Source organism: Rosistilla carotiformis, from assembly GCF_007753095.1.
Taxonomy (GTDB): Bacteria; Planctomycetota; Planctomycetia; order Pirellulales; family Pirellulaceae; genus Rosistilla; species Rosistilla carotiformis.
Genome location: NZ_CP036348.1, coordinates 2,126,245 through 2,149,271, shown reverse-complemented (window position 1 = coordinate 2,149,271; position 23,027 = coordinate 2,126,245). Strand labels below are relative to the sequence as shown.

Sequence of the window (23,027 nt, the reverse complement as noted above, 5' to 3'; positions counted from 1 at the left end):
CCAGGAGGCAGGGGCGCCGATGGATCGCCCCATGCAGGATGACCAGACGTCGGTCGCCGATCTAAGGAGGGTGGTCCAACGTTTTGTTGCCGAACGGCAGTGGGAGCGGTTTCATACGCCGAAGAACCTCTCGATGTCATTATCGGTGGAAGTCGCCGAATTGATGGAACACTTCCAATGGCGAACTCCGGAAGAATCCGCAGCCATTGCCCAAGACCCCGAACTGCTCACCGAAGTGGCGCACGAGATGGCCGATGTCGCTTGCTATCTTCTGGCGTTGTCGGCGAGCCTGGGGGTCGATTTGAGCAGTGCGATCGAGCGGAAGATGGTGCTCAATCGTAAGAAATACCCTGCCGATCAGTGCCTCGGCCAGTGGGCTCCCCCCAAGGCGTGATACGCGGAACACCAGCGTTTTCATTGCTATCTGAGCGCGGATTATTCCGCCGGTGCCGATCCGATTGGATTTCGGCGTTGCATCCGTCCGATCGATGATCAGGAAAGGATCGTCGTGATTCGGATCACTCCGGAACGCGCGAATTCAAGGACGATGGCTTTAGCAAGGAGTGCGGGGCATGGGCCCATTACGAAAATTCCGGATCCTCTTTTGGCCAACAGCAGCATCGGCCGCGGTGATCGGATTATTGTGCGTCTTCGAGCGCGAACAGATGGAGCCACAGGAGCCCCCCGTGGTTCGGTCGGCTTCGACCCGTCCGATGCCGCGTCCTTGGACGATCGCCGACGACGAACGTCAACCGGGACCGCGCGTCGCATGGACGGGGCCATCGCTGAGCCGCGAGCCCTTTTCGCGGCAAGAGCTTTCCTATCCGTTTCCCCCTGCGGGCCCGGTCGATTCCGTCGTGCAGCCGCAGAAACCATTGGACATTCCGATCGTCCAAAAGCCGAGCTACGACCATCCGGTTGTGATCGAAACGCTCGATCCGTCGGCCGACCTGGCCGCACCTCCGGCAGCTGCGCTGGCATTCTCGGGGCACCATGCGCCTTCGGTTCTGTTGACCGATCAGGTGGACCAAGGTGTTGTCGAAGCCGCTTTGGATTCGACGCTGTCGAGCGATCCGTTTGACGACATGCCGCTGGCGACCTTGTCGGCTCCGGAAATCAACGTCAAAGATGAATTGGCCGGCCTGCCCGATCCACAAGCCTTCGACGATCCCTTTGCGGGGCTGCATTTCAGCAGCAATCGCATTGATCCCCATCCCCCGGCGGTCGAAACCCCTGCATCGCCAGCTGCGGCTCCTGCCCCTTCGGCGGACGTGGTGACAAGCCCGATGGCTCGCACCCCGGTGACTCAACAACCTAGCGAATGGCCCAAAACTCCCGCCCTGGACGCGCAATTGTCAATTGTCCAGGAGCTTAGCCCGCAAGGGGCCGAGTGGAGCCAACGGGTCCGCGACACGCTGTCGCGGCTACGCGAACAGCCCAAACTGGGGACCGTGGAATCGGGGGAATTGATCGATCAGCTGAACTTCCTGGCCGATCAGGGATACCACATGGTCAACGAAGACGATTTGAGTATCCACCGCAATTGGGTCGCGACCGCCTACGCTGTCGAACGCCGCGCGGACATCTGGCATGCGGTATGGAACAATATGTATGCCGCCGAGATCGGAGATCGGCAACCCCGTCCGGAAGCCAAAGCCAACGTGCTGCAGTTGGTTGCGGAGCTTCGCGAACAAGTCATCCAGACCCGCGATACCGCCGACTGGCAACGCTTTTTGATGCTCGACGAAATCGAATCGGCCAGTCTGGGGAACACGACCGATGCCGAGCGACGTCTGATCGCGCAGCGGTTCTTGTCGCGAGTGGAATACACCGAACTGAGCGAAGCGCAAAGCGAATGGTTGCACAAGTCGGCATGCCGCCAACTTGGCGAAACGATCCGTTCGTGGGCGCATGGTCCCGTCGACTACGTCGCGCTGTTGGACCAAATCGAAGTCCAAGAGACCGATACGCTCGACCGCGACGGCGGTCGCGTGGCGGCGACGATGCAGACGCTGCGATTCGCCAACAATGCCCACGCTTATGCGATTGCCGAAGCGATCAACCGTCACTACCGAAACGCCAACCTGCGGGTTTCGATCTCTGCGGCAATGCTTAACCGCTTGTTGCCCGAAGTGCCCGCAAAGACGCAACCGATCCGCGATCGTGTGCTTGGGGCATCGGTGTTGGGGACGAGCCATGCCACCGCCGAGTTGCAGGTTCATCTGGAGCCTTCGGAGAACGCGTGGCAGATCCGTCTTCGCAGCCTTGGGAAGATCGACACGAAGACATGGAGCCGACAAGGTCCCGCCCAACTGAAACACGTTGGCAATGCAAACTTTGTCGCCGGAGCGTTGATTCGCGTCGATCGCGGCGGCGTCGATATCGAAAGTCCCGATGTGGATGTCGACGCGGACAATCAACTGCGCCGGGTCCGCACGGAATACGATGGCTTTCCTGTCTTGGGACCGTTGGTTCGCGAGTATGTCAAACAGCGTCACGATGAAGCACGCTCCTACGCACAACGCTACAGCGAACGGCGGATGCGGTCGCAGATCGAGACCGAATTGGCCGAATCGTTGCAGAAACAGATCGACGAAGCGGAAAAGACGTTTTCGTCGCGTTTGATTGGTCCCTTGGCTGCGTTGGACCTTTCGCCGACCGTTGTCGATCTGTCGACGACCGAGGACCGTTTGACAGCGCGATACCGCTTGTCGGGCGATTGGCAATTGGCCAGCTTCACACCCCGGCCACGGGCTCCCACCGAATGCATGATGAGTGTCCAGATGCACCAGTCGACACTCAACAACGCCATGGCCCGCTTGGCACCTCAAGGGGAACCGGTATTGGTCGATGCAGCGATCCGCGAAACGTTGCAGGTGTTTGGTTTTGAAGGCCGCAAAGCGACCGAAGAACTGCCCGACAACGTGATGATTCAATTCACCAGCAGCCGTCCGGTGACCGTGGAAATTCACGATGGCCGTTTGGACCTGACGATGCGAATCATCCGACTGGATCAAACCGATGGGATCACGCTGCGGAATTTTATTGTCAAAGCATCGTACATCCCTCACATCGACGGTTTGCGTCCGGCACTGGTCCGCGACGGTCATCTGAACATCAGCGGACCGCGATTGAGCATGGGGGATCGCGTCGCCGTGCGAGCGATCTTCAACAAGGTGCTTTCGCCGAATCGATCGCTGGAATTGACCAGCGAGCAGTTGCGAAGTCATCCTGCGATGGATGGACTGGCGATCACCCAGTTCGAACTTCGCGATGGATGGATCGGATTTGCGATCGGCGACGAAGTCAATTATATGGCCGAAGCGGCACTTTACTCTCAGCCAGCCAAACGCTAACGCGTTGATCTGCTATCATCGGAACGATCCGCGGCAGCCCATCTCGGCTGTCGCGGCGTTTCGTTTGCCCGGCCAACACTGCCCCGCCGCTTGCACGTCGATTGCAGGCGACCGCGAGGCGTGGGACCTGCCCGGCGGCCCCCTTCCTTGTTTCGATGGCTTTGCTGCGCGATGACTTTGATTGAACCGAACACCTCTGCCGAACTGATCGCCGGCGATCCGAACACCCTCGCTCTGGCGCTCCGTTTGGTCTGGCAACAGGACCGATTTGGGCACGCGATCGACGTGTTGCAAGCGGGACAACGATCGCCATTGTTGGAAACCGTTGTCGATCCGGCGCCGACAGCCTGGCCCCGAAACACGCCGTTGCAACAGGCGTCTCTGGAAACGATCGATGGACGATTGGCGATTCTTGGAGTTGGCCTGGCCGGAACCAGCCATTGGAGCTTGAGTCTCGAGACGCTGGCCGGTGAAAGCGTTGGACTGCGGATCGATTGCGCTTGTCGCTGCACGACCGCTCCCGAATCGTTGGGCAGCCAGTACCGCTGGGCCGACGGAATCGATTGCCAAACCGACGCCTTCGCAGGGATCTTGTTTCGTGGAGACCAGGTCTGTGTGCAAGTCGCTCCCGACGACGAAAAGACAGTGATCACCTGCACCGCCGACGAAAAATTGTGCGAGATTCGCCCCGAAAGCCTCCCCAACGAAACGCCTCAAACGATCCGTTGGTGTTACCAGTTCCTGTTGATGTGATCCCGCAAGGGTCGCGCCGTTTAGGCGTCTGGATGGGGGACGAGAAAGCTGAGGTGATGGGCGGCGTGGATCCACATAAATTCCCGCCAATCGTCGGCGGAAAGACCATCCAGTAGCGCATAATCCTCCATCGAACCATTAAACACGCCCGCCCGCGCGATCGTCGCGATGCAATGGTCGATCATCTCATTGTCATCCTGATCGTTGGATGCGGTGGGCTGCAGGAAGGGAAAGGTCGGAGCGCCGCTGAACAGCTTGCGTTTTTTCAACGCATAGGCGAACCCCCATTTGACCAGCGTGCGGCGGGCGATCCACGGTAAACGAAAGCCAAAACCGTCCATTCCCCCCGTCATCGTCGCATCGAGATGTTGGCAGATATGTGTCAGGTTCCAACGCTTCGTCTGGGTGTAGCCCACGGCGCGAAGATGCTGGATGTCGGCAATGACATCCGCGGCGCTGCGCAGGTCGAGCGTGCGACGTTCCAAAATGAGGCCCTTCACTTCACGGGTGTTTGGGGGTTACAGCGAGACCAGCAATTCCAGCATCTCACTGGCGGTGGAGATCACGCGCGAACTGGCTTGGAAGGCGCGCTGCAGGTAGATCATTTTAACCGCTTCTTCGTCGATGTTGACACTCGTCACCGAAAGATAGTCCCCTTCGAGCGCTGAGTGATAGGTCCGCAGACCATCGGTCACGCTTTTTTGAATTGAAGCCCCTTGAGTGATCGTGGTGACCAAGCGTTGGTAGCGGTCGCGAACTGAAATATTTCCCAGTTCCGCCAACGGCTTTTCGAACAGATCGACCAATTGAGTCAGATGATCCGCATCGGTTCCGATGCCCTCGGCGCTGATTGCCAGGTACTCGGGGGAATCGAGCAACCGATCGGAGATTTGCAACGTCGCCGCATCGTTGCCAACGAAGAACGTGTTGATCCCTGCCGCCGCCAGAAAACCGCTGGTATCGCTGCCAAACCCGTACGTGACGCCAGGCGTGGTCGACGTGATCGTTAAACGACCGTCGGGAGTAATGCTCCCCTGCAAACCATCGATCGCACTAATTTGATTGGCGACATCGTTCAACGTCGTGCCTTGGCCGCTGCTGAACAGATCGATGTCGATCCGATGCGTCGAAAGCAATTCGTTGGTCTCACCGAACAACTGCAGATCGAACGACCCGTTTTCAGGCGTGAAGTCGAGTCCCGCTTGATCCAACGAAACACTTGGATTGACGGCGACCTCGGAGGTGAGGTCGGTGTACCCGACCGTTCCTTTGCCCTGGGAATGGACACGGTTGAACGATTCGGCGATTCCGGCAGCAATCGAATCGAGGTCGGTCAAGAACTTCCCGTAGATCCCTTCGCGGGCTTCGGAGATGCCTCCCAGCTTTCCGCCCGTGATAGTCAACGGGGCGTTGGTTTCGACGATCCGAATTTCCGACGCACTGCTAGGGTCTTTACTGACGTTGGTGCTGTAGACATCGCGTGAGATGCCGTCGGTGACCAGAAAGTCGCCTCCGACAAAGACCGCCACCGATCCTGTCGATTGTTCCTGGGTATCGATATTCAGGTAGCCCGACAATTCATTGAGCGCCATTTCACGTTCGTCGCGAAGCCCGGTCGCGTCGCTGCCCAACGTGCGGCCCCCTTCGATATCGACGATCTTGCGATTTAACGACGCGATCTTGGTCGTCAAAATGTTGACCTGTTCGATGTCCGACGCATAGGTCGCATCGGCGGCGTCGGCCAACTGGGTAACCCCTTGTTCCAATCGCCGCACATGGTCGGCCAGTGTTTGCCCTTCGAGCACGACCTGCTGTTTCAACGCGTAATCGCCTGGTTGATTTGCGAGGTCGTGGAGACTTGCGTTAAACGACGAGAGTTGCGTGCTGAGATCGGCGTCTCCCAGTTCGTTGACCAACGCTTCAAGGTGGGTTTGGGCGGAGCCCAACGTATCGTTGGCCGCCAACGCCGACGTGGCGTCTCGCAAACGTTCGGCCAGTGCTTGATCGAGGGCTTGGGTGATTCCGACCGGTCGAACACCGCTGCCGATCAGCAGGTCGCCTTGGCGGTTGGCGAGCCCTGGCGTCTGAACGAGTTCTTGCCGGATGTAGCCGGGGGTGTTGGCGTTGGCGATGTTGTTGCCAACGACCTGTAGCCCCAGTTGGGCCACATTCAGCCCGCTTACCGATTTGTTGATCGCAGAGATTAGCGACATGGCGATAGACTTACATATTGAGAAACGGTGACATGGCGTCGCGGCGCGCGGCGGTCATGGCAGGGTTGAAAACCAGCCCGCGAGCACGGCTCGCCCAAAGGCACTGCAATCGATCGTTTCTCGCGACGCCGCGGCCCGTTGCCGTTCATGCGGCGCGATCCAAGAAGCTGCCGCCAGCCTCGTCATCCGTCTTGTCATAAGTGATCGGTTTGGCCGACACGCCCGACATCAAGCGTAAAAATTCTTCGGTCATATTGCTCAGGTGATATTGGCCGACAAACAACGCAATCGCCTTCTGATGCAGCCCTTGCAGTTCGGTGCTGATCACCGCACAACGCTTGACCATCTCGACAGCACCGGAGTGCTTGACCGTGCTCAGTGCCGCTTGCAGACTGACCGGAGCGGCATCGGCGGCGTCGGGGAATTCGATTAACAACGCCTCCCGCTGAGCCAGCTGTTGTTGCAGCACTCGCAGCAGGCTGCCCAGTTTCGCGCACTGGTTGTGGATCTCTTCGCTGGCGGCTTTGCGGGTCGCTTGTTCCAATCCGACAAGAGTGCCCGCCAAGGCTTCGGACGTCTCATTGAGCTGTTGCAAATAGGTGTCGACGTCGGCCATCCAGTTCAGCATGAAACTAACCTTTCACTTGGGTTGCGTTCCCTCGAAATGCGGGGAACCCTTTGCGTCGCCCGCTTTCGCAACGCAATCGGTTCGGATTCTCTAATCAACCTTTTCGGCACACACACCAAGGCAGGTCCAACGATTCGTACCCGGCAAAGCTGTGGAAGTCGAAGAATTTCCGCGCTAGCAAACATATCGCATTCGACGTCGATCTAGTCCACAATAGGGCTTCGAGCCTGCGTTTCCATTGACCGATGCACCGTTTCTGGGCCCTCCGAATCCACCATGTCTCAACCCACACCGCCCAATGTGACGGAAGTTACCGAGCTTTCCAAACGGATCATCAGCAACGTCGAACTCGCCATCGTCGGAAAACGCAAGCAATTGGTGCTCTCCCTGGTCGCGTGGTTCTCCAGCGGGCACATTCTGTTGGAAGACGTTCCTGGCGTGGCCAAAACGATGCTCGCCCGGGCCCTCGCCAAAAGCGTCGGCTGCAAGTTCAAACGCATCCAGTGCACTCCCGACCTGCTGCCATCGGACATCTCCGGGACGTCGATTTTCAATCAGAAGAGTGGTGAGTTTGAGTTTCGCAAAGGGCCGTTGTTCACCCAGTTGTTTCTCGCCGATGAGATCAACCGCGCCACGCCGCGGACGCAGGCGGCGCTGTTGGAAGCGATGGCCGAATCGCGTGTTACCGTCGACGGGACGACATACCCCCTGGAGCCCCCGTTTCTGGTCGTCGCCACGCAAAATCCCGTCGACCACGAGGGGACCTTTCCGCTGCCCGAAGCGCAACTGGATCGCTTTTTGATGCGGTTTTCACTCGGCTACCCTTCGCTGGAAGAAGAGTTGCGGATGCTCGAATTGCTGCAAGTCCAGCATCCGATCGATACGCTCAAACCGGTCGCCACGGCGCAGCAATTGGTGGCGTGCCAAAACACGGTGCGGCGCGTCCACGTCGACCGGTTGGTCCGCGAATACATATTGCAAATTGTGCATGACACCCGCGATCACGAGGACCTTGCGTTGGGAGCGTCGCCTCGCGCGACCATCGCCTTGTTCCGCTGCGCTCAAGCGATGGCAGCGATCCGCGGCCGCAGCTTTGTGCAGCCCGACGATGTCAAACGGATTGTCGGCCCTGTGATGAACCATCGGATCATCGTCCGTCCGGAAAGCCGATTGCGCAAGATCACGGCCGAAAACGTGATGGAATCGATCCTCGGTGAGATCGCAGTCCCCACGGTCGGCGAAGCATGACCGCCGCGTCCTCCGCCACCGATTCGCGTCGGAATCAACCCGAGGGATCATTCAAATGGATCGCCTTGGGGGCGGCGGTGTTGTTGATCGGAATGCTTTTCGGTTCGTCGCTGTTGCTGTACACCGCCTACAGCGCGATCGCGGTCGTTGCCGTCAGCCGATGGTTGACCAACACTTGGTCCGCCGCGCCGCGGGCGCATCGCGCTAGCGGCCCCTTGGAAGCGGACATCGGCCAAGTCGTGCCGATCGCGATTGAGATCCAAAACACGGGCAAGGTCTTGATTCCGTGGCTGTTGGCTGAAGATCTACTGCCGCGCGACGCGTTGATTCACAAAGTGCCCGCCTTGCAAATCGAAGGGGATCGGATTCGAGTGCTCTCATTGTCCGCGGGGCAGACCGACACGATCCGCTACGAAATCACGTGCAATCGTCGCGGGTATTATCAGATCGGTCCAACGGTCTTGGAAACCGGCGACCTGATGGGACTCAACCGTCGCTATCGGGTTGGCGCGGTGCCGCAATATCTTCTTGTGATGCCCCGCGTGGTGCCGCTGGACGGTTATGATGTACAATCGCGGCGTCCGATCGGCGAGATCCGGATGACGCATCCGTTAATGGACGATCCCACGCGCGTCGTCGGCATTCGCCAATGGCAACCGGGCGATCCGATGCGGCGAGTCCATTGGTCGGCGACCGCGCGGACCGGGGAACTGCACAGCAAGATCTACGAAGCGTCCAGCATCGCCGGTGCGACGTTGGTCGTCGATCTGCATCGCGACACCAATCCTCGGCAACACGAACCGGTCCGCAGCGAATTGGCGATCACGTTGGCCGCGTCGATCAGCAACGCGTTGTATCAGATGAACCAACCTTTCGGATTGGTCTCCAACGGGCGCGATGCCGCCGACCGAATCCGGACCGAAGGATTCATGACCGACTACCGCACCCGCGATGCCGCCACACAACATTTGAAAATGCATGAGGTCGATGCGCATCTGAAACCGGTCTGCATTCCAGCGCAACGCGGCCCGGTTCACTATCGCGACGTGCATCGGATGTTGGCGCGGCTGGAGATCACCGATGGGCTGAGTCTAGCGCAGACGTTCCTGGAAGTGGAATCGCGGTTGTCGCGCGACACGACGCTGATCGTGATCATGCAAAAATGTGACGCTGCGGCGGCGGAAGTGCTGGCCGGATTTAAACGCCGCGGCTGGGCGGTGATAGCGATCATCAACACCTTTGAAATCGATGACTACAGCAAAGCCGCCGGACCGTTGGTTGCCAGCGGAATCGCTGTCATGCAATTACGCGATGAAGCCAGTTTGGCGATGATCTGCCGTGCGCTCGTCGAACGTTAACGCCCAAAGCCCGCTCCCTATTGTCGCATCAGGATACCAAAGCTGAGCACGTTGGCCTGCATTTCGTTGGTCACCGACGATCCGGGCAACGGACCGGCGACGGGATTGACGATCGGACCGGTCCGTGAATTTTCGAAAAAGTGCGAATAGGCCATGTTGAGCGCCAAGGTTTCGTTCAACTGGTACGATCCACCGACACTGAGTGTGTGCTCATAGATCAACGGCGTGGCGACGTTATAGAACGACTCGCTGTCTTGGATCGGATTTTGATTGTAGGAGTAACCGCATCGGATAAAGGTCCGTTCGCCCAGGGCACGCTGGGCACCGATCGCGACGGACATGATGCTGCTCCAATCGAGACCTTTCAGCCGCCCGGTGCTGTCAAATTCGGCCGGATCGCCAAAGCCGTCGGCGTTGGCATAATCGATATAGCGGAGATCCAACGCCAACAACCATTTGTCGAATCCGGCGTAGGCGGTTCCCAACGACACGATCATCGGTAGATCGATATCGGCGCTCATCTGCCGTGGGGCTCCGTTTTCATCCTCTCCATAGAACTCAAACGATTCCATCCAAGAGGGGCTTTTGAAGGACGCACCAAAACGCCACGCGTCGTTGGCGATGTAGTAGGCTCCCAGCTGCAAACCGCCACCCCAGTGATAACGTGACGATCGGCCCGAGGAATACGTCCGGTTGGCGTTGGCCGAATCAAAGACGAACGGTTCGATCCCGACTTGGCCGCTGGTGACGATCGGCCCGCCGCCGATTGAAAATTGATCGGTCACGGCGTACGAGAGGACGGGGGCGATCTGAAGGAACGAGGCCTCCGAACTGACTTGCCCCAAACCGTAGGGCTGAGGCAGCAGGACCGGGTTGGTCAGGCTGGATTGCAGGTTGGTCTTGAAGCCGGCGACGGCGTTGACACTCAAACCGATCGTGACGGGAGAGTTCTCCAGATGGTGCACCCAACCGATATTTGGGATCGGATACGTTCCCGGTTCGGCTTCGGTGGAACCGCTGTAGGGGCTGTACGATGAATCGATGCGATGTTGTGTGAACAACACATCCATTCCGACTTCCAGCTCACCATGTTCCATCCCACTGATCGTGGCAGGGTTCCAATACAGCGCGCCGAGGGCGCTGATCGGCGCGGCCGTCGATGCGCCTCCCATCCCACGATGAACCGGGCCCGCGGATGAAACGATTGCCCCTTGTCCAAAACAAACCCCTGTCGCTGCCAACAACAAGACCAAGCTTTGAGCCAATACAATGCAACGTGAATCGGTTGCCATGATTGCTGCCCCACAAAAATCGACGAGAGAACGAATCCATGTTCCGTTCGGTCTGTGATAGCTTTATCGACCTGTGGGGAAGAGGCCGTTTGTCTTATGCACTGATTGCCATAAATTTGCGGAAGTCCTACTCCGCGGTGCGGGCTCCATCACCGCACAGTTCGCACCACCGTCTTATCTTCCGCAACACAACAAGCGCTTGGTGCGATGGCGGTGGGCCAAGCGACGGCGTTAACGCGGTTTCGTTGGGCGGACGCCAGTCGATACCGCGAACTGGTATTCCGAAAGTAGCGGATCGGTCGACCGAAGATGTTGCCCCGAGGGGGTGGTTTCGGTCGTCGCGAATCCACATTGACGGAGGAGTTCGGCGGGCCGATCACAACCAAAAATAAACCGCTCTCCCAGCTCCTCCATTCCCTCGAGAAACTTAGCGACCGCGGGATGTTGCGACGTTCCATCGACGACGCCTTGGGTGACAAAGTCGCACCAGATGCGACTGTCTCGATGGCCCAACCACTCGCTGGCGGCATTCAGAATCCGACGGTTTTCCGCTTTGCTGAAATACATCGAACAGCCTTCGTAGACCACCACGGTGGGAAGCTGGGGATCGAAGTCCGGATGCTCCAACAACAGACGCGCGACGTCGTCCTGTTTAAAATCGGCACCAACCATCCGACGACGAACGTCAGGGCGATCTTTCATTTGAGAGATCACGCGCGTTCGCTCTTCGAGCATCTCGGGCAGATCCAATTCAAAATAGATGGGCTTCCGATCGCCCGCGAACAAACGGAACGGACGCATATCCAAACCGGCCCCCAAGATCACCACCTGTTGTAGATTTTCGACATCGGTGATCGTTTGATCGATGTGCGCCGTTCGCGCCAACACCATATCTTGCAGCTGTGGCAAGACGCGACAAAGCCGCATCGCCAGCAATTCGCCATGCGGACCCGCCGCTTGCCGTTCGTGTCCGGCGTCCAGACGTAGGTGCTCGTGTTGTGAAGAGGCACGCAAACCGGCGATCATCCGTGCCGACGATTTCAGTTTGTGCTTGTACAACGGTGAGATTTGCGGCTGTTCTTTGGTCGGCCTCAACTGGATTGAAGGCTGCGCAAAGTATTTCATCTCCGCTTCGGCGACCACATCGCCATTGGCAGTGAAGGTTACCGGCAATGTGACCAATACCCGTTTGCCCGCAAAGTAACGTTGCCGAACTTTGTTCACTAACGACTCGGGAACTTCACACACGCCACGCAGATGCCCGGTGCTTGGGATCCGGTATTTAACATCCATCGACGCCAGCCACAGCGATGCGGAATCGTCTTCGTGGCATGGATGCACCCCCACAATAGGCACTGCACGTAATAGAGATGCTAACGCGATCCCGCCGGTGTAGTCGGCGGACAATGAGATCAATGCTGCCTGATGCGTGCCATGTTGATTGGTCGACGCATAACACAGCGGCAACTCGGTGACGCACATCCCTTCACGCACTTCGGTGATCCGCCAATCGATCGACTTTAGGGCCGGCACCGCTTCATGCAACAAACCTGTGACCAACGTGGGATTCATGCGATCTGCATAATCTTGCTGCCAAGAAATCGCCGCATGCCCGACCTGTGAACCGACCATCACCGAACCTCAAATGAAAAGTATGGACAAGAAGCAATCGTTCGAAGCCAACGAGAGACGATTCGCTTCGCGATAGATTCGATGCTAATTAGCAAGCTTCGTGACGCTGGTCCCGCGAAGGAGTTTGCGGCAAATACTATGAGACGTCGTTCCTACCTCATGTGGATGGGAACTACAAAGTTTTTCAAGGCACGTCGGCGCGTTAGAAACGATCGACCAACTCTATAGAGTTCGCGAATCCCAAGCATTTTCTACGAACGCCCAACAGGAAGCAGTACGTTCGCCAGAGACTGCATCTCCGTTAAGGGGGTGGCGTCATCTGGAGGGACAGATAGGGAAACGTGATAGTCAAGTCGAGCGTTCCCATTTTTTTTGGGCTAGCGCCAAGAATAGGGCCTAAACTTCGGCAGCCGGCAACGCCCCTTTGCCATTACGATCCATTTCCTCTAGTGACGGTTTGCCTTGTCGACGCAAGCTGCCACGGTCGTCTCGCATTAGGTCTGCACTGAACGCGGTCAAGTTCATGACACACCCCATTGTTCCTGACGCAACCGTTGCCACCCACGAGAACCGATACCAGGTTCTCGACCGGTTGTCTGATGGATCGATGGTCGATGCCTGCTTTGCTAAGGATTTGCAAACGGGCGAGCGGGTGGTGCTGCGTGAAGTTCCCAAGCGGTTTTTTCGCGAAAGCGGACTGGCGCGGTTCATGAACGAAGTTCGCTTGACCTCGGGAATCTGTTGTGAAACCTATTCCCGCCCCTTGGAATTCGAGCTCGGCGAAGAGCATCTGCGGATTGTCTATCCTCATGTGCCAGGAACGTTACTGTCAGCGCGGATTGGCAACGCGCGATTCACACCGCGCGACACGATGCGGATTGCGCGGGACCTGTTGACCGCGTTGGACGGCATTCACCAGATCGGCTGCATTCAACGGGACATTCGCCCTTCAAAGATTGTCATCCGCCCCGATGGACTGGCCGTTTTATGTGGATACCTGCCACTTCGATCTGCCGACGCATTGGGAGGCAACGACGCGCTGAGCCGCGAATTCGCGTCGTACATGTCTCCCGAACTTTCGGGAGTAATCGATCACGACATCGGCGAAGTCTCCGATCTGTATTCGCTGGGACATGTGCTCAACACCTGTCTGACGGGAGTCCCAGCGTTTGATGGAGAGGTCAACGACATCCTCTATCAACACATGACGTCGGATCCCGCGGCCGAACGCTTTTCGGTCGAGACCCCCGATCTAGTGATCAAGTTCATCGAAAAATTGATCTGCAAAGAACCGCGCGACCGCTACCAATCGGCCCGCGCTGCGTTGTTTGATGTCGATAAAATCCTCTCCTTCATCGAAGCGGGGATTGTCGCGCCGAAGTTCGTGATCGGCACCGCCGATCGGCGAACCGTGTTGATCGAACCGGCATTCGTCGGGCGGCAGGAACAGACCAATGAACTGCGACTGGGGGTTGAAGACGCGATTTGTGGTCGATTCCATAAGATCTTAATGACCAGCGAATCGGGGATGGGAAAGACCCGGATGCTGCATGAGATCTCTAGCGTCGCGGCCAGAAAAGGCTTCCTGATCCTCAACGGAAGATCTTCGCAGCACGCGGCCCAACAGCCGAACGCGTGTTGGTTGCAGATGATCGATCAACTGGCGAAATTTCTCGTCAACGACGCGGAGCTGCGCGAACAGACGATCCGGCGGATGGAGGACTTTCGCGAGGAAGTGATCACCGCGATGCCCGCGATCGCCGATGTGCTCGGTTGGACCGGAACTCGGTTGTCCGGCCCGGATGAACTGGGGCAGGGACGCGTGATCCTGGCGTTTCGAACGTTGCTGTCTGGGCTGGGGACCGCCGATCGTTGCGTGATGTTGACGCTGGATGATTGCCAATGGATCGACGATCAATCGATGCGCGTGTTAACGGAGATCTGTGAAGCCGAGGCGCGCCACCTGTTCCTGCTGGCGGTGATGCGTCCCTATGAGCCATGCCGTCAAGACATGCAGCGTGCGCTGCGCGTTTCTCATCTCACCACGCTGGGACCGTTGAGTCTTCACGCAGTCAAGCAACTCGCCTTATCGATGGCGGGCCCGCTGCCAAGCGTTGCGATCGAAGTCGTGCAGAAGTACGCCGAAGGCAGCCCCTTCATGGCGGCGGCCGTCTTGCGAGGGATGCTGGAATCAAATGTTTTAACGGTCGAAAACGAAGCCTGGGCAATCGATCACGAACGGCTGTCGACATTCCAAGCGGCCGACAATTCCAGCGAGATCTTGGTCGATCGTTTAACGCGGTTGCCCAACAGCTCGCGAAGCCTGTTGAATGCCGCCGCGGTGATCGGTCACGACTTCAGTCTCGATGCCGCAGCGAGTTTGGCAGGGATGGAAATGGCCGATGCGCATGTGGCCTTTAAGTCCGCCCGCGCCCATCGATTGGTTTGGAGTCGTCCCAACAGCAAGTTTTCGTTTGTCCACGACAAGATCCGTGCTGCGGTTTTGAGTGGTATCTCCCAAGAGACTCAACGGGCGATGCATGGACAACTGGGACGCTATTTGGAATCGCACGTTCCCGATCGTGTCTTCGACATCGCTTATCATTTCGACGCCGCGGAGATGCACGTCGAAGCGCTCCCGTACGCGCTCCGCGCTGCGCAGGTCGCGCTGAAAAGCTTCTCGCTGGTCAGCGCCCAAACCCAGCTCTCGATCGCGACCCGCGCGTTGCAACACGCCGATAGCGTCACCCGTCATCAAATCGAAATGATGATGAGTGAGGTTTTGATGCTTCGCGGCGAATACAACGAAACCGAACAATGGTTGGAGGCCGCAGCTCAAAGTGCGGTGGTCGATCAGGACCACGCCCGCGTGGCGATGAAACGGGGGGAATTGCAATTTAAACGGGGCAATAAAGATCAAGCGGTCGACTATTTTGAGGCGTCGCTCAAACAGCTGGGGCAGACCGTCTGCCGCAACAAATTGCAGCTCGCTTGGAACATCGGTATCGAACTGACCCGGCAGATCCGAAATTCTCTGTTCCCTTCGACCTGTGGGCGTCGACGCGGCGAACCGACCGACTCCGAAAAGATGACGTTTGCGTTGTACAGCCAGATCGCCCATGCCTATTGGTACACACGCGACCAATACCACACCCTGTGGGCACATCTACGAGGCATGAACGCGGCGGAACGTTATCCGGCCAATCCGTATCTGGCACAGGCTTATTCCGAACATGCGCCGGCGATGTCCTTGCTGCGTTGGGAAACACGAGGCATCCAGTACGCGAAGCGATCGCTCGAGATGCGCAAGAAACTCGACGACCTTTGGGGACAGGGGCAATCTCGCAACTTCTTCAGCATCTTGCTGTATTCGTTCGCGCGGTTTGAAGACTGTATTGAACAATCGCGTTTGGCGGTCCAGATTTTGGAACGGACCGGAGACTACTGGGAAGTCCATATCGCACGGTACCAGCTTGCGGCGTCGTACTATCGATTGGGCCATTGGGACGAAGCGGTTCGGCTGTCCCAGTTGAACTATCAATCGGCGGTCACCCACGGCGACTACCAAGCGACCGGGAACATCATCGATGTCTGGGCACGGGCGGCCAATGGCGATCTGCCTGCCGAGATCCTGCAAACCGAACTGCAGCGCGATGTGATCGACGCGCAACGCGGCTGCCAAACGCGGCTGGCTTGCGGTGTTCGCGAATACTACTTGGGGCGTTTTTCGGCTGCGGTTGCGATGTTCGAATCCGCGATCGAGATTGCCGAACAGGCGGAGGTCTGCAACACGTATATCAGTCCGTGCTACACCTGGCTGTGTTCGGGGCTGCGAAAACAATTCGAAGCCCAACCGGCAAAATCGATCGCTGTTCAGAAACAAAGAATCCAGCAGCTTGCCAGTGCCGCCAAAAAGGCGCTCGCGTTTGGCAAACGCTTTCCCAACGAACTGCCTCACGCGTTGCGGGAAACCGCCGCGGTCCTGGCGATGGCGGGGCGCAATCGGCAGGCGAAACGCTATTTTCAACGCAGCCTCGATGTCGCGGCGCGACAATCGGCGCAACTTGAACACGCCCAAAGCATGGTGTTGCGTGCAGAATTTGCTGCTGAACTGGGCTGGGAAACGGATCACGAGGCGCTCGCCCACGCGGTCGACCTATTGTCGCGGTTGAAATTTGCCACGGAGAAGGTCGCTGAAGAGGGTTCGCTGTCCCTGTTCGATCGCTTTGATTCGCTGCTGGCTTCGGGCCGCCGGATCGCCACCAGCGTGATGCCGTCGGAGATCTATCGCGAAGTGGGCGTCGCAGCGAAAAAGATCCTTCGCGGCGAACAGGCGTTTGTGATTGTGATCTCCCCCGATGGCGAAGCACCAGTGACCTGTCCTGAAGGGCAAGTCTTCGACACCGACCTGCTGGCCGAAACCCAGCGAAAAATGGCCACCGTCGTCCGCGACGAAGAGAATTGTATCGATCGTGGTTTTGCGACCAAATGCCAAGGATCCTTCTTGTGTAGCCCGATCGAAGTGCAGGGCCAGGTCTCGGCATTCCTCTACATCACCAACAAACGCTTCACCGATCTGTTTGGCAGCGATGAGATTCGCATTGCCGAATACCTGGTTTCCTTTGCCGGTGCGGGCTTGGAACGCGCCGATAGTTTCCAACAACTGCACGATCTGAACCAGAACCTCGAAGCCAAGGTTCAAGACCGGATCATCGCAGTCGTCGAACGTTCGAAGGAACTGGAACGGACCACGAAGCAGTTGCACAAGACGAAGGAAAAGTTCCAACGCGCCAAAGAGGCCGCCGAAAACGCGAACCGCGCCAAAAGCGAATTCTTGGCCCGCATGAGTCATGAGATTCGTACGCCGATCACTGGCATCTTGGGCTTCTCGGAACTGTTGTTACGGGGCATCGTGACTCACGAAGACGATCGCACCTCGCACCTGGAAACCATTCACTCCAACGGCACCCACCTGCTGCAGTTGTTGGACGATATCCTGGACATCTCCAAGATCGAAGCCGACAAGGTGGAGATCGAACGGGTCCCTTGCGCTCCCACGCAATTGATCAATGAGATCGTCCGCTCGCTGCGTTCTAAAGCGATTCAAAAAGAGATCGCGTTGACGTTCCAGATCGATAGCCCCATCCCTGAAACGATCGTCAGCGATCCCACACGGTTCCGACAAATCGTCACCAACCTGGTTGGCAACGCCGTGAAGTTCACCGAGACCGGGGGCGTCACGGTACATTTGAATTCCAAAGGCGATCCGTTGGCGCCGAGCCATCTAGAGGTCTCCGTCGACGATACCGGAGCGGGGATGACCGCCGAACAGATGTCGCGAATCTTCGAACCGTTTGTTCAAGCCGATACGTCGACGACGCGGAAACATGGAGGCACCGGACTTGGTCTGTCGATCGGCAAACGATTGGCAGAGGCATTGGGCGGCTCGCTGAGTATTTCCAGCACACTCAACGTCGGGACGCAATTTACCTTCACGCTACCGATCGAAAATTTGGCCGGCACACGCATGCTCAGCCCCGAAGAAGCGACAGCGTTTGCGAGCCAAACTCGAACGCAGGAGTTCCGCAAAGCCGACGTTTCGGGCACGCGGGTTTTAATCGTCGACGATTGCGAGACCAATCGCAACTTGATGACCTTCCTGCTGCACGACGCGGGCAGCGAAGTCATCACGGCGACCAATGGTCAAGAGGCTGTCGACCTGTTGATCGAACAAGGGCAAGCCGTCGACATCGTGCTGATGGACATGCAGATGCCGATCATGGATGGCTACACCGCCGCCCGCACCCTCCGTGCCCGTGGTTACAACCGCCCGATCGTGGCGCTGACCGCCAACGCAATGGTCGGCGATGAGGCCAAGTGCCGGCAAGCCGGCTGCACCCATTACTTAACCAAACCGATCGATCTCGATGCGTTGTTACAGATCGTGCGCATCGGTGCGAATGCTTCCAACACGGCACTCACCACTGACGTTCCACTTGCAAATCGGGTGACCGATCCTGTTCCCTCAAAGACGCTCATCGTTTCGCCACCCGACAGCGAAGCTGATGAGCGCGTTGCCCAGCAACCGTCCTTCCCAACGCCTTCCCAACGCGACACCCCGATCTTGCCGAACGATTGGCGTTGCGAGTTTGCTTGCTTCCTGATCGATCGAGTCGCCAACGCGCTGCCACGGATGCTCGACGCCTCGGCCGGGAACAACTTCGACGAAATTGCCCGCCAATCCCACTGGATTAAAGGCTCTGGAGATAGCGTCGGACTCGCGCAATTGTCTATGTTGGCAGCATCCTGCGAAACTGCCGTGGACGAACGCAACGCGATGCAGGTGCAAGACACGTTGCAACAAATGCAAAGGTTTGTCGACGACGCCCAACGCGAACGCGCAAGCAAGACAGCCAACGCACCGCGCGTCTTGGAAAACGCCACTTCCCATCGAAGCATTTTTCCATGGCGGCGGACGCGCCACGCGTCTCCCGGAGCAGGACAACCGAGGTAAGCGCGGTTATCGCCCGCCGCGCTGCCAATCGCCGCCATGCGATGGGCACCTTTGCGTCACGTCCACTCGATCCGGTATATTCCATTTTGCATGCGGGTGCGTCTTCGTTCGCACCTGGCCCCGCTTGACTTTGCGGGCGTCTCCCTGGCGTGTGAGCCCTCGCCATCTTGTTGGAACTTTGTGATGTTACCGATCGAATGCACGGGTCTTTGCGAGACACCGTTGGGAATCTTGACCCACCAATGGACCACGGCGGGGCTGTTCCGGATCCGGTTATTCGCCGACCCCTCATCGGCCGGAATCCAAGAGGCGTTGCAGCAGACCGAAGCCAAGCAGGTTCGCCACCGCGCATCGTTTGCCCAGCGGATCGACGCATACTTCAAGGGGCAGCCGACCACCTTCGACGATATCCCGGTCGACGCTTCGGATTGGTCTCCGTTTTTCGCTCAGGTTTATCATGCCTGCCGCAAGGTCCCCGCAGGGCAAATCATCAGCTACAAAGAACTGGCTTGTCGTGCAGGACGCCCCGCGGCATCGCGCGCCGTTGGACAGGCAATGGCTCGCAACCGGATCCCGATTGTGATTCCTTGCCACCGAATCGTGGGCAGCAACGGAAGATTGACAGGTTTTTCAGCCGATGGAGGAATCGAGACCAAACGCTGGTTGTTGGATCGCGAGCGCGGAGACACGCTGTTTCCGAACAGCGTTACGCGCGGGGGCTGAAGCTTGGATCGCCACGCAGCGCCCCTGCGAAATCGAAGGTCCGCACAGGCCGCAAACGTTAGGCGAGAACGTAAGCGGTCACGACCGACATCATCAGCATCGTAAATCCGATCAGCCACCATTTGCGGGTGGGATTCAAACGATGCTCGTTGGCCAACTGGCGGACCACGGCACGGGCGGTTTCGACGTCGGCTCCGGTTTCCTCGCAACAAGCAACGACAGCATCATGCCAATTGCCTTGGTGAAGAAGATGAAGCACAAGATCCTTCTGTGAATCCGTCATAAAAATATCGTGAATCTGTGGTGGGGATACCGATGCTAAGTGCAACCGATCGTTGGGCGGGCAGTCGAGCGGGAGGATGAACAAAAAACAGCGACGCAAACCCTGCAGACGCCATAAAAAGTCCCGGCTCAGAGCACGAAACATCTGGGTATTTTAGGTGGACCAGGGGGCATTCGCTAGGCCCTCCGACAAATTCTCGCGGCCAATCGCCGCGTTGAGGTTGTCTTTTGCTGCCAATCCCCATAGATTATCATCCTATGCGATCTGCGAAGGCTCTGCCCGCGATCGCCTCGATACACCGTAAACTGTTATTTAATAAGCATTTAAGACGTCGGAGTCTGACCTCCCATGACAATGGATAAAAGCCTGAAGGTTCAGGCCGGAGCGATCAAGAGTCGCAATGTTCTGACCCGTGCCGAGCGGATTTCACGGTTGCAAGAACTTGACAAATGGACCGAGGATTCGAACGTCATTGGCATGGCCAAGGTACGAGTTCAAAAGGTTTCGCTGAAGAAAAAGAAGAAGGTCAAGACCGAAGAAACCGCAGCTTCGAAGAAGAAGAAGTAGTCGCTGCGACGTTCACTTCGCCATTGCTTTTGCAAAAAACGGTTCGATCCGATCGAACCGTTTTTTTTCATGCGCCGACCGCTGTACCCAAATGCCCGGCTGGGCAAGTGAAACGTTGTCGGGGAGAATGGAAGGATTCAAAATCGACAACGCGCGGGTATTGCGATGACGACCAAACCACTGGCACCAGCAAACTTCCATCTTGCCAGTCCATTCCCCCCTGCTGGTGACCAGCCGCGGGCGATCCAATCGTTGGTCGCGGGCCTGAATGCCGGCAAACAGCATCAGGTGCTCATGGGTGTCACCGGGTCGGGCAAGACCTATACGATGGCCAATGTCATCGAGCAGATGAAGCGGCCCACATTGGTGCTCAGCCACAACAAGACGCTTGCCGCCCAGCTGTATTCGGAATTCAAAGAGTTCTTTCCGGAAAACGCGGTTCATTATTTCGTCAGCTATTACGACTACTACCAGCCCGAAGCCTACATCCCGCAGCGCGACGTCTATATCGAAAAGGACTCGTCGATCAACGAAGAGATCGACCGTTTGCGACTGGCATCGACAAGCTCGCTGATCAGTCGCCGCGACGTGATCATTGTTGCCAGCGTCTCGAGTATCTACGGGCTCGGTTCGCCACAAGACTACAAAGAGATGGTCGTTCCGTTGAAGGTCGGGGAGTCGTTTGATCGCGACACCCTGCTGCTGCGATTGATCGATATCCAATACAGCCGCAACGATGTGAACTTTGAACGCAGCAAGTTCCGCGTCCGTGGTGACTGCATCGAACTCTGGCCCAGCTACGAAGAGTTTGCATTACGGATCGAGATGTGGGGCGATGAGATCGAACAGATTTCGATGATCCGTCCGGTCTCGGGCGAGATCATCGGCCGCACCGACGAGGTCTACGTTTACCCGGCGAAACACTTTGTGATGCCCGAGGATCGCATCGCCGCTGCGATCGAATCGCTGCAGCAGGAACTGGAAGAACAGCTGGAAAAGATGAAGAGTCAAGGCAAGCTGTTGGAGGCGCAGCGGCTGTCGGCTCGGACTCGCTTCGACCTCGAAATGATGCAAGAGGTAGGGCATTGTCCCGGCATCGAAAATTACAGTCGGCCGCTTTCGGGCAAGCCCCCCGGTGCCACTCCCGATACGCTGTACGACTATTTCCCCAAGGATTTCCTGGTCTTCGTCGACGAATCGCATGTCACCGTCCCGCAGATCCGAGCGATGTTTGCCGGCGACCAAAGCCGCAAGAACACCCTGGTCGAACACGGATTCCGGCTGCCGAGTGCGCTCGACAATCGGCCGTTGAAATTTGAAGAGTGGGAACAAAAGTCGGGGCAAACCGTTTTCGTTTCGGCGACTCCCAGCGATTACGAATTGGATCAAACGCACGGCGAAGTTGTCGAGCAATTGATTCGGCCGACGGGATTGCTGGACCCGTTGGTCGAAGTCTTGCCGGCTCACGGGCAGGTGAATCATCTCGTTGGAGAGATTCGCAAGCGGGCCGAGAAAGACGAACGCGTACTTGTCACTGCGCTCACCAAACGACTGGCCGAAGATCTTTCCAGCTACTTCCAAGAACAAGGCCTCCGCTGTCGCTGGCTGCACAGCGAATTGAATGCCTTCGAACGCGTCGACCTGCTGAAAGAATTGCGGGAAGGAAAGTTTGACGTCCTGGTCGGGGTCAACCTACTCCGCGAAGGGCTCGACCTGCCCGAGGTTTCTTTGGTGGCGATCCTGGATGCCGACAAAGAAGGATTCTTGCGCAGCGAAACCAGCTTGATCCAGACGATCGGCCGCGCGGCTCGTAATGCCAACGCTCAAGTGATCCTATACGCCGACAAGATCACCCGATCGATGCGACTGGCGATCGACGAAACCGCTCGGCGTCGCGAGATTCAAGAAGCGTTCAATCGCGAACACGGGATCACTCCCACGACGGTCAAACGCAATATTGGCTCGAGCATCGACGCGGCCGCCAAGCAGCATCGCGCCACTACCGCGGCAGCCCAAGAGCCTGGCGAAGGGAAGTATGTGACCCTGGAATATATTGCGGAATTGGAAGGCGAGATGATTACGGCCGCCGAAGAGCTGGAATTTGAACGGGCTGCGGCGCTCCGCGATCGCATCGATAGCCTCAAGGGACAGGTCGGCAAACGGCTAGTCGAAGCGCCTGCGGAGGAGGAAAAGTCGGGGCGCGGTCGCCGTAAGAAGGTCGCCGGTCGCCGCAGTGTCCCCCGTCCCAAGAAGGCATAGCCAGCCGCTCCCGTGAGACCGTCCGTTTCACCCGCCAAGTACCGATCTGGTTTAAACGACGCAGCTCTCTTACCTGCGTTGGCTCTTTCGTAATCGCGTTCCGCGCTGCTGGTGCTCACGCGTCCATCGCAGAACGTTGACCAGACGACGGTTTACATGTAAAATATCCACGTGGTGACTGAATGGGGAATCCAAGTAAAG

The 23,027-nt window shown here is 57.7% G+C and carries 15 protein-coding genes; 9 read left to right on the top strand and 6 right to left on the bottom strand.

The features are described from left to right. Positions 1-19: 19 nt before the first annotated feature. The 3 genes from Poly24_RS07960 to Poly24_RS07950 all read left to right on the top strand — a co-directional run bounded on the left by Poly24_RS07960 (position 20) and on the right by Poly24_RS07950 (position 4,109). A complete protein-coding gene (locus tag Poly24_RS07960; protein WP_231753516.1) occupies positions 20-394 on the top strand; it encodes a nucleotide pyrophosphohydrolase in 375 nt (124 codons plus the stop codon). Between the two features lie 178 nt (positions 395-572). Beyond that, complete coding sequence (locus Poly24_RS07955; RefSeq protein ID WP_145093003.1) at positions 573-3,356, top strand: hypothetical protein; 2,784 nt, start codon at positions 573-575, stop codon at positions 3,354-3,356. A gap of 171 nt (positions 3,357-3,527) precedes the next feature. Next, complete coding sequence (locus Poly24_RS07950) at positions 3,528-4,109, top strand: hypothetical protein (protein WP_145093000.1); 582 nt, start codon at positions 3,528-3,530, stop codon at positions 4,107-4,109. 20 nt (positions 4,110-4,129) lie between these two features. Here Poly24_RS07950 and Poly24_RS07945 read toward each other — a convergent pair whose 3' ends face one another. From Poly24_RS07945 to Poly24_RS07935, 3 genes are all read right to left on the bottom strand, one after another. After that, entirely contained in the window at positions 4,130-4,609 is a 480-nt protein-coding gene (locus Poly24_RS07945; RefSeq protein WP_231753515.1) for a DUF1569 domain-containing protein, read from the bottom strand. Between the two features lie 18 nt (positions 4,610-4,627). Then, a complete protein-coding gene (gene flgK / locus Poly24_RS07940; protein ID WP_145092997.1) occupies positions 4,628-6,322 on the bottom strand; it encodes a flagellar hook-associated protein FlgK in 1,695 nt (564 codons plus the stop codon). A 145-nt stretch (positions 6,323-6,467) separates the two neighbouring features. Continuing rightward, positions 6,468-6,950, bottom strand: coding sequence for a hypothetical protein (locus Poly24_RS07935; RefSeq protein ID WP_145092994.1), 483 nt, complete (start codon positions 6,948-6,950; stop codon positions 6,468-6,470). Positions 6,951-7,226: 276 nt separating this feature from the next. On the opposite strand from Poly24_RS07935, the gene Poly24_RS07930 reads away from it, so the two are divergent. After that, positions 7,227-8,198, top strand: a complete 972-nt coding sequence (locus tag Poly24_RS07930; RefSeq protein ID WP_145092991.1) for an AAA family ATPase — start codon at positions 7,227-7,229, stop codon at positions 8,196-8,198. Further along, positions 8,195-9,556 (top strand): DUF58 domain-containing protein, encoded by a 1,362-nt coding sequence (locus Poly24_RS07925; protein ID WP_145092988.1) that lies wholly within the window; start codon positions 8,195-8,197, stop codon positions 9,554-9,556. Before Poly24_RS07930 ends, Poly24_RS07925 begins: the two co-directional genes overlap by 4 nt. Positions 9,557-9,573: 17 nt before the next feature. Here the strand turns inward: Poly24_RS07925 and Poly24_RS07920 are convergent, their stop codons facing one another. Further along, positions 9,574-10,848 carry an OmpP1/FadL family transporter gene (locus Poly24_RS07920; RefSeq protein WP_145092985.1) on the bottom strand — a complete coding sequence of 425 codons (1,275 nt, stop codon included), beginning with the start codon at positions 10,846-10,848 and terminating at the stop codon, positions 9,574-9,576. A gap of 231 nt (positions 10,849-11,079) precedes the next feature. Then, the gene (locus Poly24_RS07915; protein ID WP_145092982.1) at positions 11,080-12,480 is read right to left on the bottom strand and encodes an SAM-dependent methyltransferase; all 1,401 of its coding nucleotides are present in this window, start codon (positions 12,478-12,480) and stop codon (positions 11,080-11,082) included. Between the two features lie 523 nt (positions 12,481-13,003). Here Poly24_RS07915 and Poly24_RS07910 point away from each other — a divergent pair. Continuing rightward, the gene (locus Poly24_RS07910) at positions 13,004-18,994 is read left to right on the top strand and encodes an ATP-binding protein (RefSeq protein WP_145092979.1); all 5,991 of its coding nucleotides are present in this window, start codon (positions 13,004-13,006) and stop codon (positions 18,992-18,994) included. A 183-nt stretch (positions 18,995-19,177) separates the two neighbouring features. After that, complete coding sequence (locus Poly24_RS07905) at positions 19,178-19,717, top strand: methylated-DNA--[protein]-cysteine S-methyltransferase (protein ID WP_197452408.1); 540 nt, start codon at positions 19,178-19,180, stop codon at positions 19,715-19,717. Between the two features lie 58 nt (positions 19,718-19,775). Here Poly24_RS07905 and Poly24_RS07900 read toward each other — a convergent pair whose 3' ends face one another. Beyond that, positions 19,776-20,000: a hypothetical protein gene (locus tag Poly24_RS07900; protein WP_145092972.1), complete on the bottom strand. Its 225-nt coding sequence runs from the start codon at positions 19,998-20,000 to the stop codon at positions 19,776-19,778. 348 nt (positions 20,001-20,348) lie between these two features. On the opposite strand from Poly24_RS07900, the gene Poly24_RS07895 reads away from it, so the two are divergent. Together Poly24_RS07895 and uvrB are read left to right on the top strand one after the other, a co-directional pair. Continuing rightward, complete coding sequence (locus Poly24_RS07895; protein ID WP_145092969.1) at positions 20,349-20,567, top strand: small basic protein; 219 nt, start codon at positions 20,349-20,351, stop codon at positions 20,565-20,567. 165 nt (positions 20,568-20,732) lie between these two features. Next, a complete protein-coding gene (gene uvrB, locus Poly24_RS07890; RefSeq protein ID WP_145092966.1) occupies positions 20,733-22,826 on the top strand; it encodes an excinuclease ABC subunit UvrB in 2,094 nt (697 codons plus the stop codon). Positions 22,827-23,027 lie beyond the last annotated feature (201 nt).

Excerpts from the sequence above, each read along its gene's own strand:
- Poly24_RS07960 (WP_231753516.1), top strand. The coding sequence starts at position 20 with ATGGATCGCCCCATGCAGGATGACCAGACGTCGGTCGCCGATCTAAGG.
- Poly24_RS07955 (WP_145093003.1), top strand. The coding sequence starts at position 573 with ATGGGCCCATTACGAAAATTCCGGATCCTCTTTTGGCCAACAGCAGCA.
- Poly24_RS07950 (WP_145093000.1), top strand. The coding sequence starts at position 3,528 with ATGACTTTGATTGAACCGAACACCTCTGCCGAACTGATCGCCGGCGAT.
- flgK (WP_145092997.1), bottom strand. The coding sequence starts at position 6,322 with ATGTCGCTAATCTCTGCGATCAACAAATCGGTAAGCGGGCTGAATGTG.
- Poly24_RS07935 (WP_145092994.1), bottom strand. The coding sequence starts at position 6,950 with ATGCTGAACTGGATGGCCGACGTCGACACCTATTTGCAACAGCTCAAT.
- Poly24_RS07930 (WP_145092991.1), top strand. The coding sequence starts at position 7,227 with ATGTCTCAACCCACACCGCCCAATGTGACGGAAGTTACCGAGCTTTCC.
- Poly24_RS07925 (WP_145092988.1), top strand. The coding sequence starts at position 8,195 with ATGACCGCCGCGTCCTCCGCCACCGATTCGCGTCGGAATCAACCCGAG.
- Poly24_RS07920 (WP_145092985.1), bottom strand. The coding sequence starts at position 10,848 with ATGGCAACCGATTCACGTTGCATTGTATTGGCTCAAAGCTTGGTCTTG.
- Poly24_RS07915 (WP_145092982.1), bottom strand. The coding sequence starts at position 12,480 with ATGGTCGGTTCACAGGTCGGGCATGCGGCGATTTCTTGGCAGCAAGAT.
- Poly24_RS07910 (WP_145092979.1), top strand. The coding sequence starts at position 13,004 with ATGACACACCCCATTGTTCCTGACGCAACCGTTGCCACCCACGAGAAC.
- Poly24_RS07905 (WP_197452408.1), top strand. The coding sequence starts at position 19,178 with ATGTTACCGATCGAATGCACGGGTCTTTGCGAGACACCGTTGGGAATC.
- Poly24_RS07900 (WP_145092972.1), bottom strand. The coding sequence starts at position 20,000 with ATGACGGATTCACAGAAGGATCTTGTGCTTCATCTTCTTCACCAAGGC.
- Poly24_RS07895 (WP_145092969.1), top strand. The coding sequence starts at position 20,349 with ATGACAATGGATAAAAGCCTGAAGGTTCAGGCCGGAGCGATCAAGAGT.
- uvrB (WP_145092966.1), top strand. The coding sequence starts at position 20,733 with ATGACGACCAAACCACTGGCACCAGCAAACTTCCATCTTGCCAGTCCA.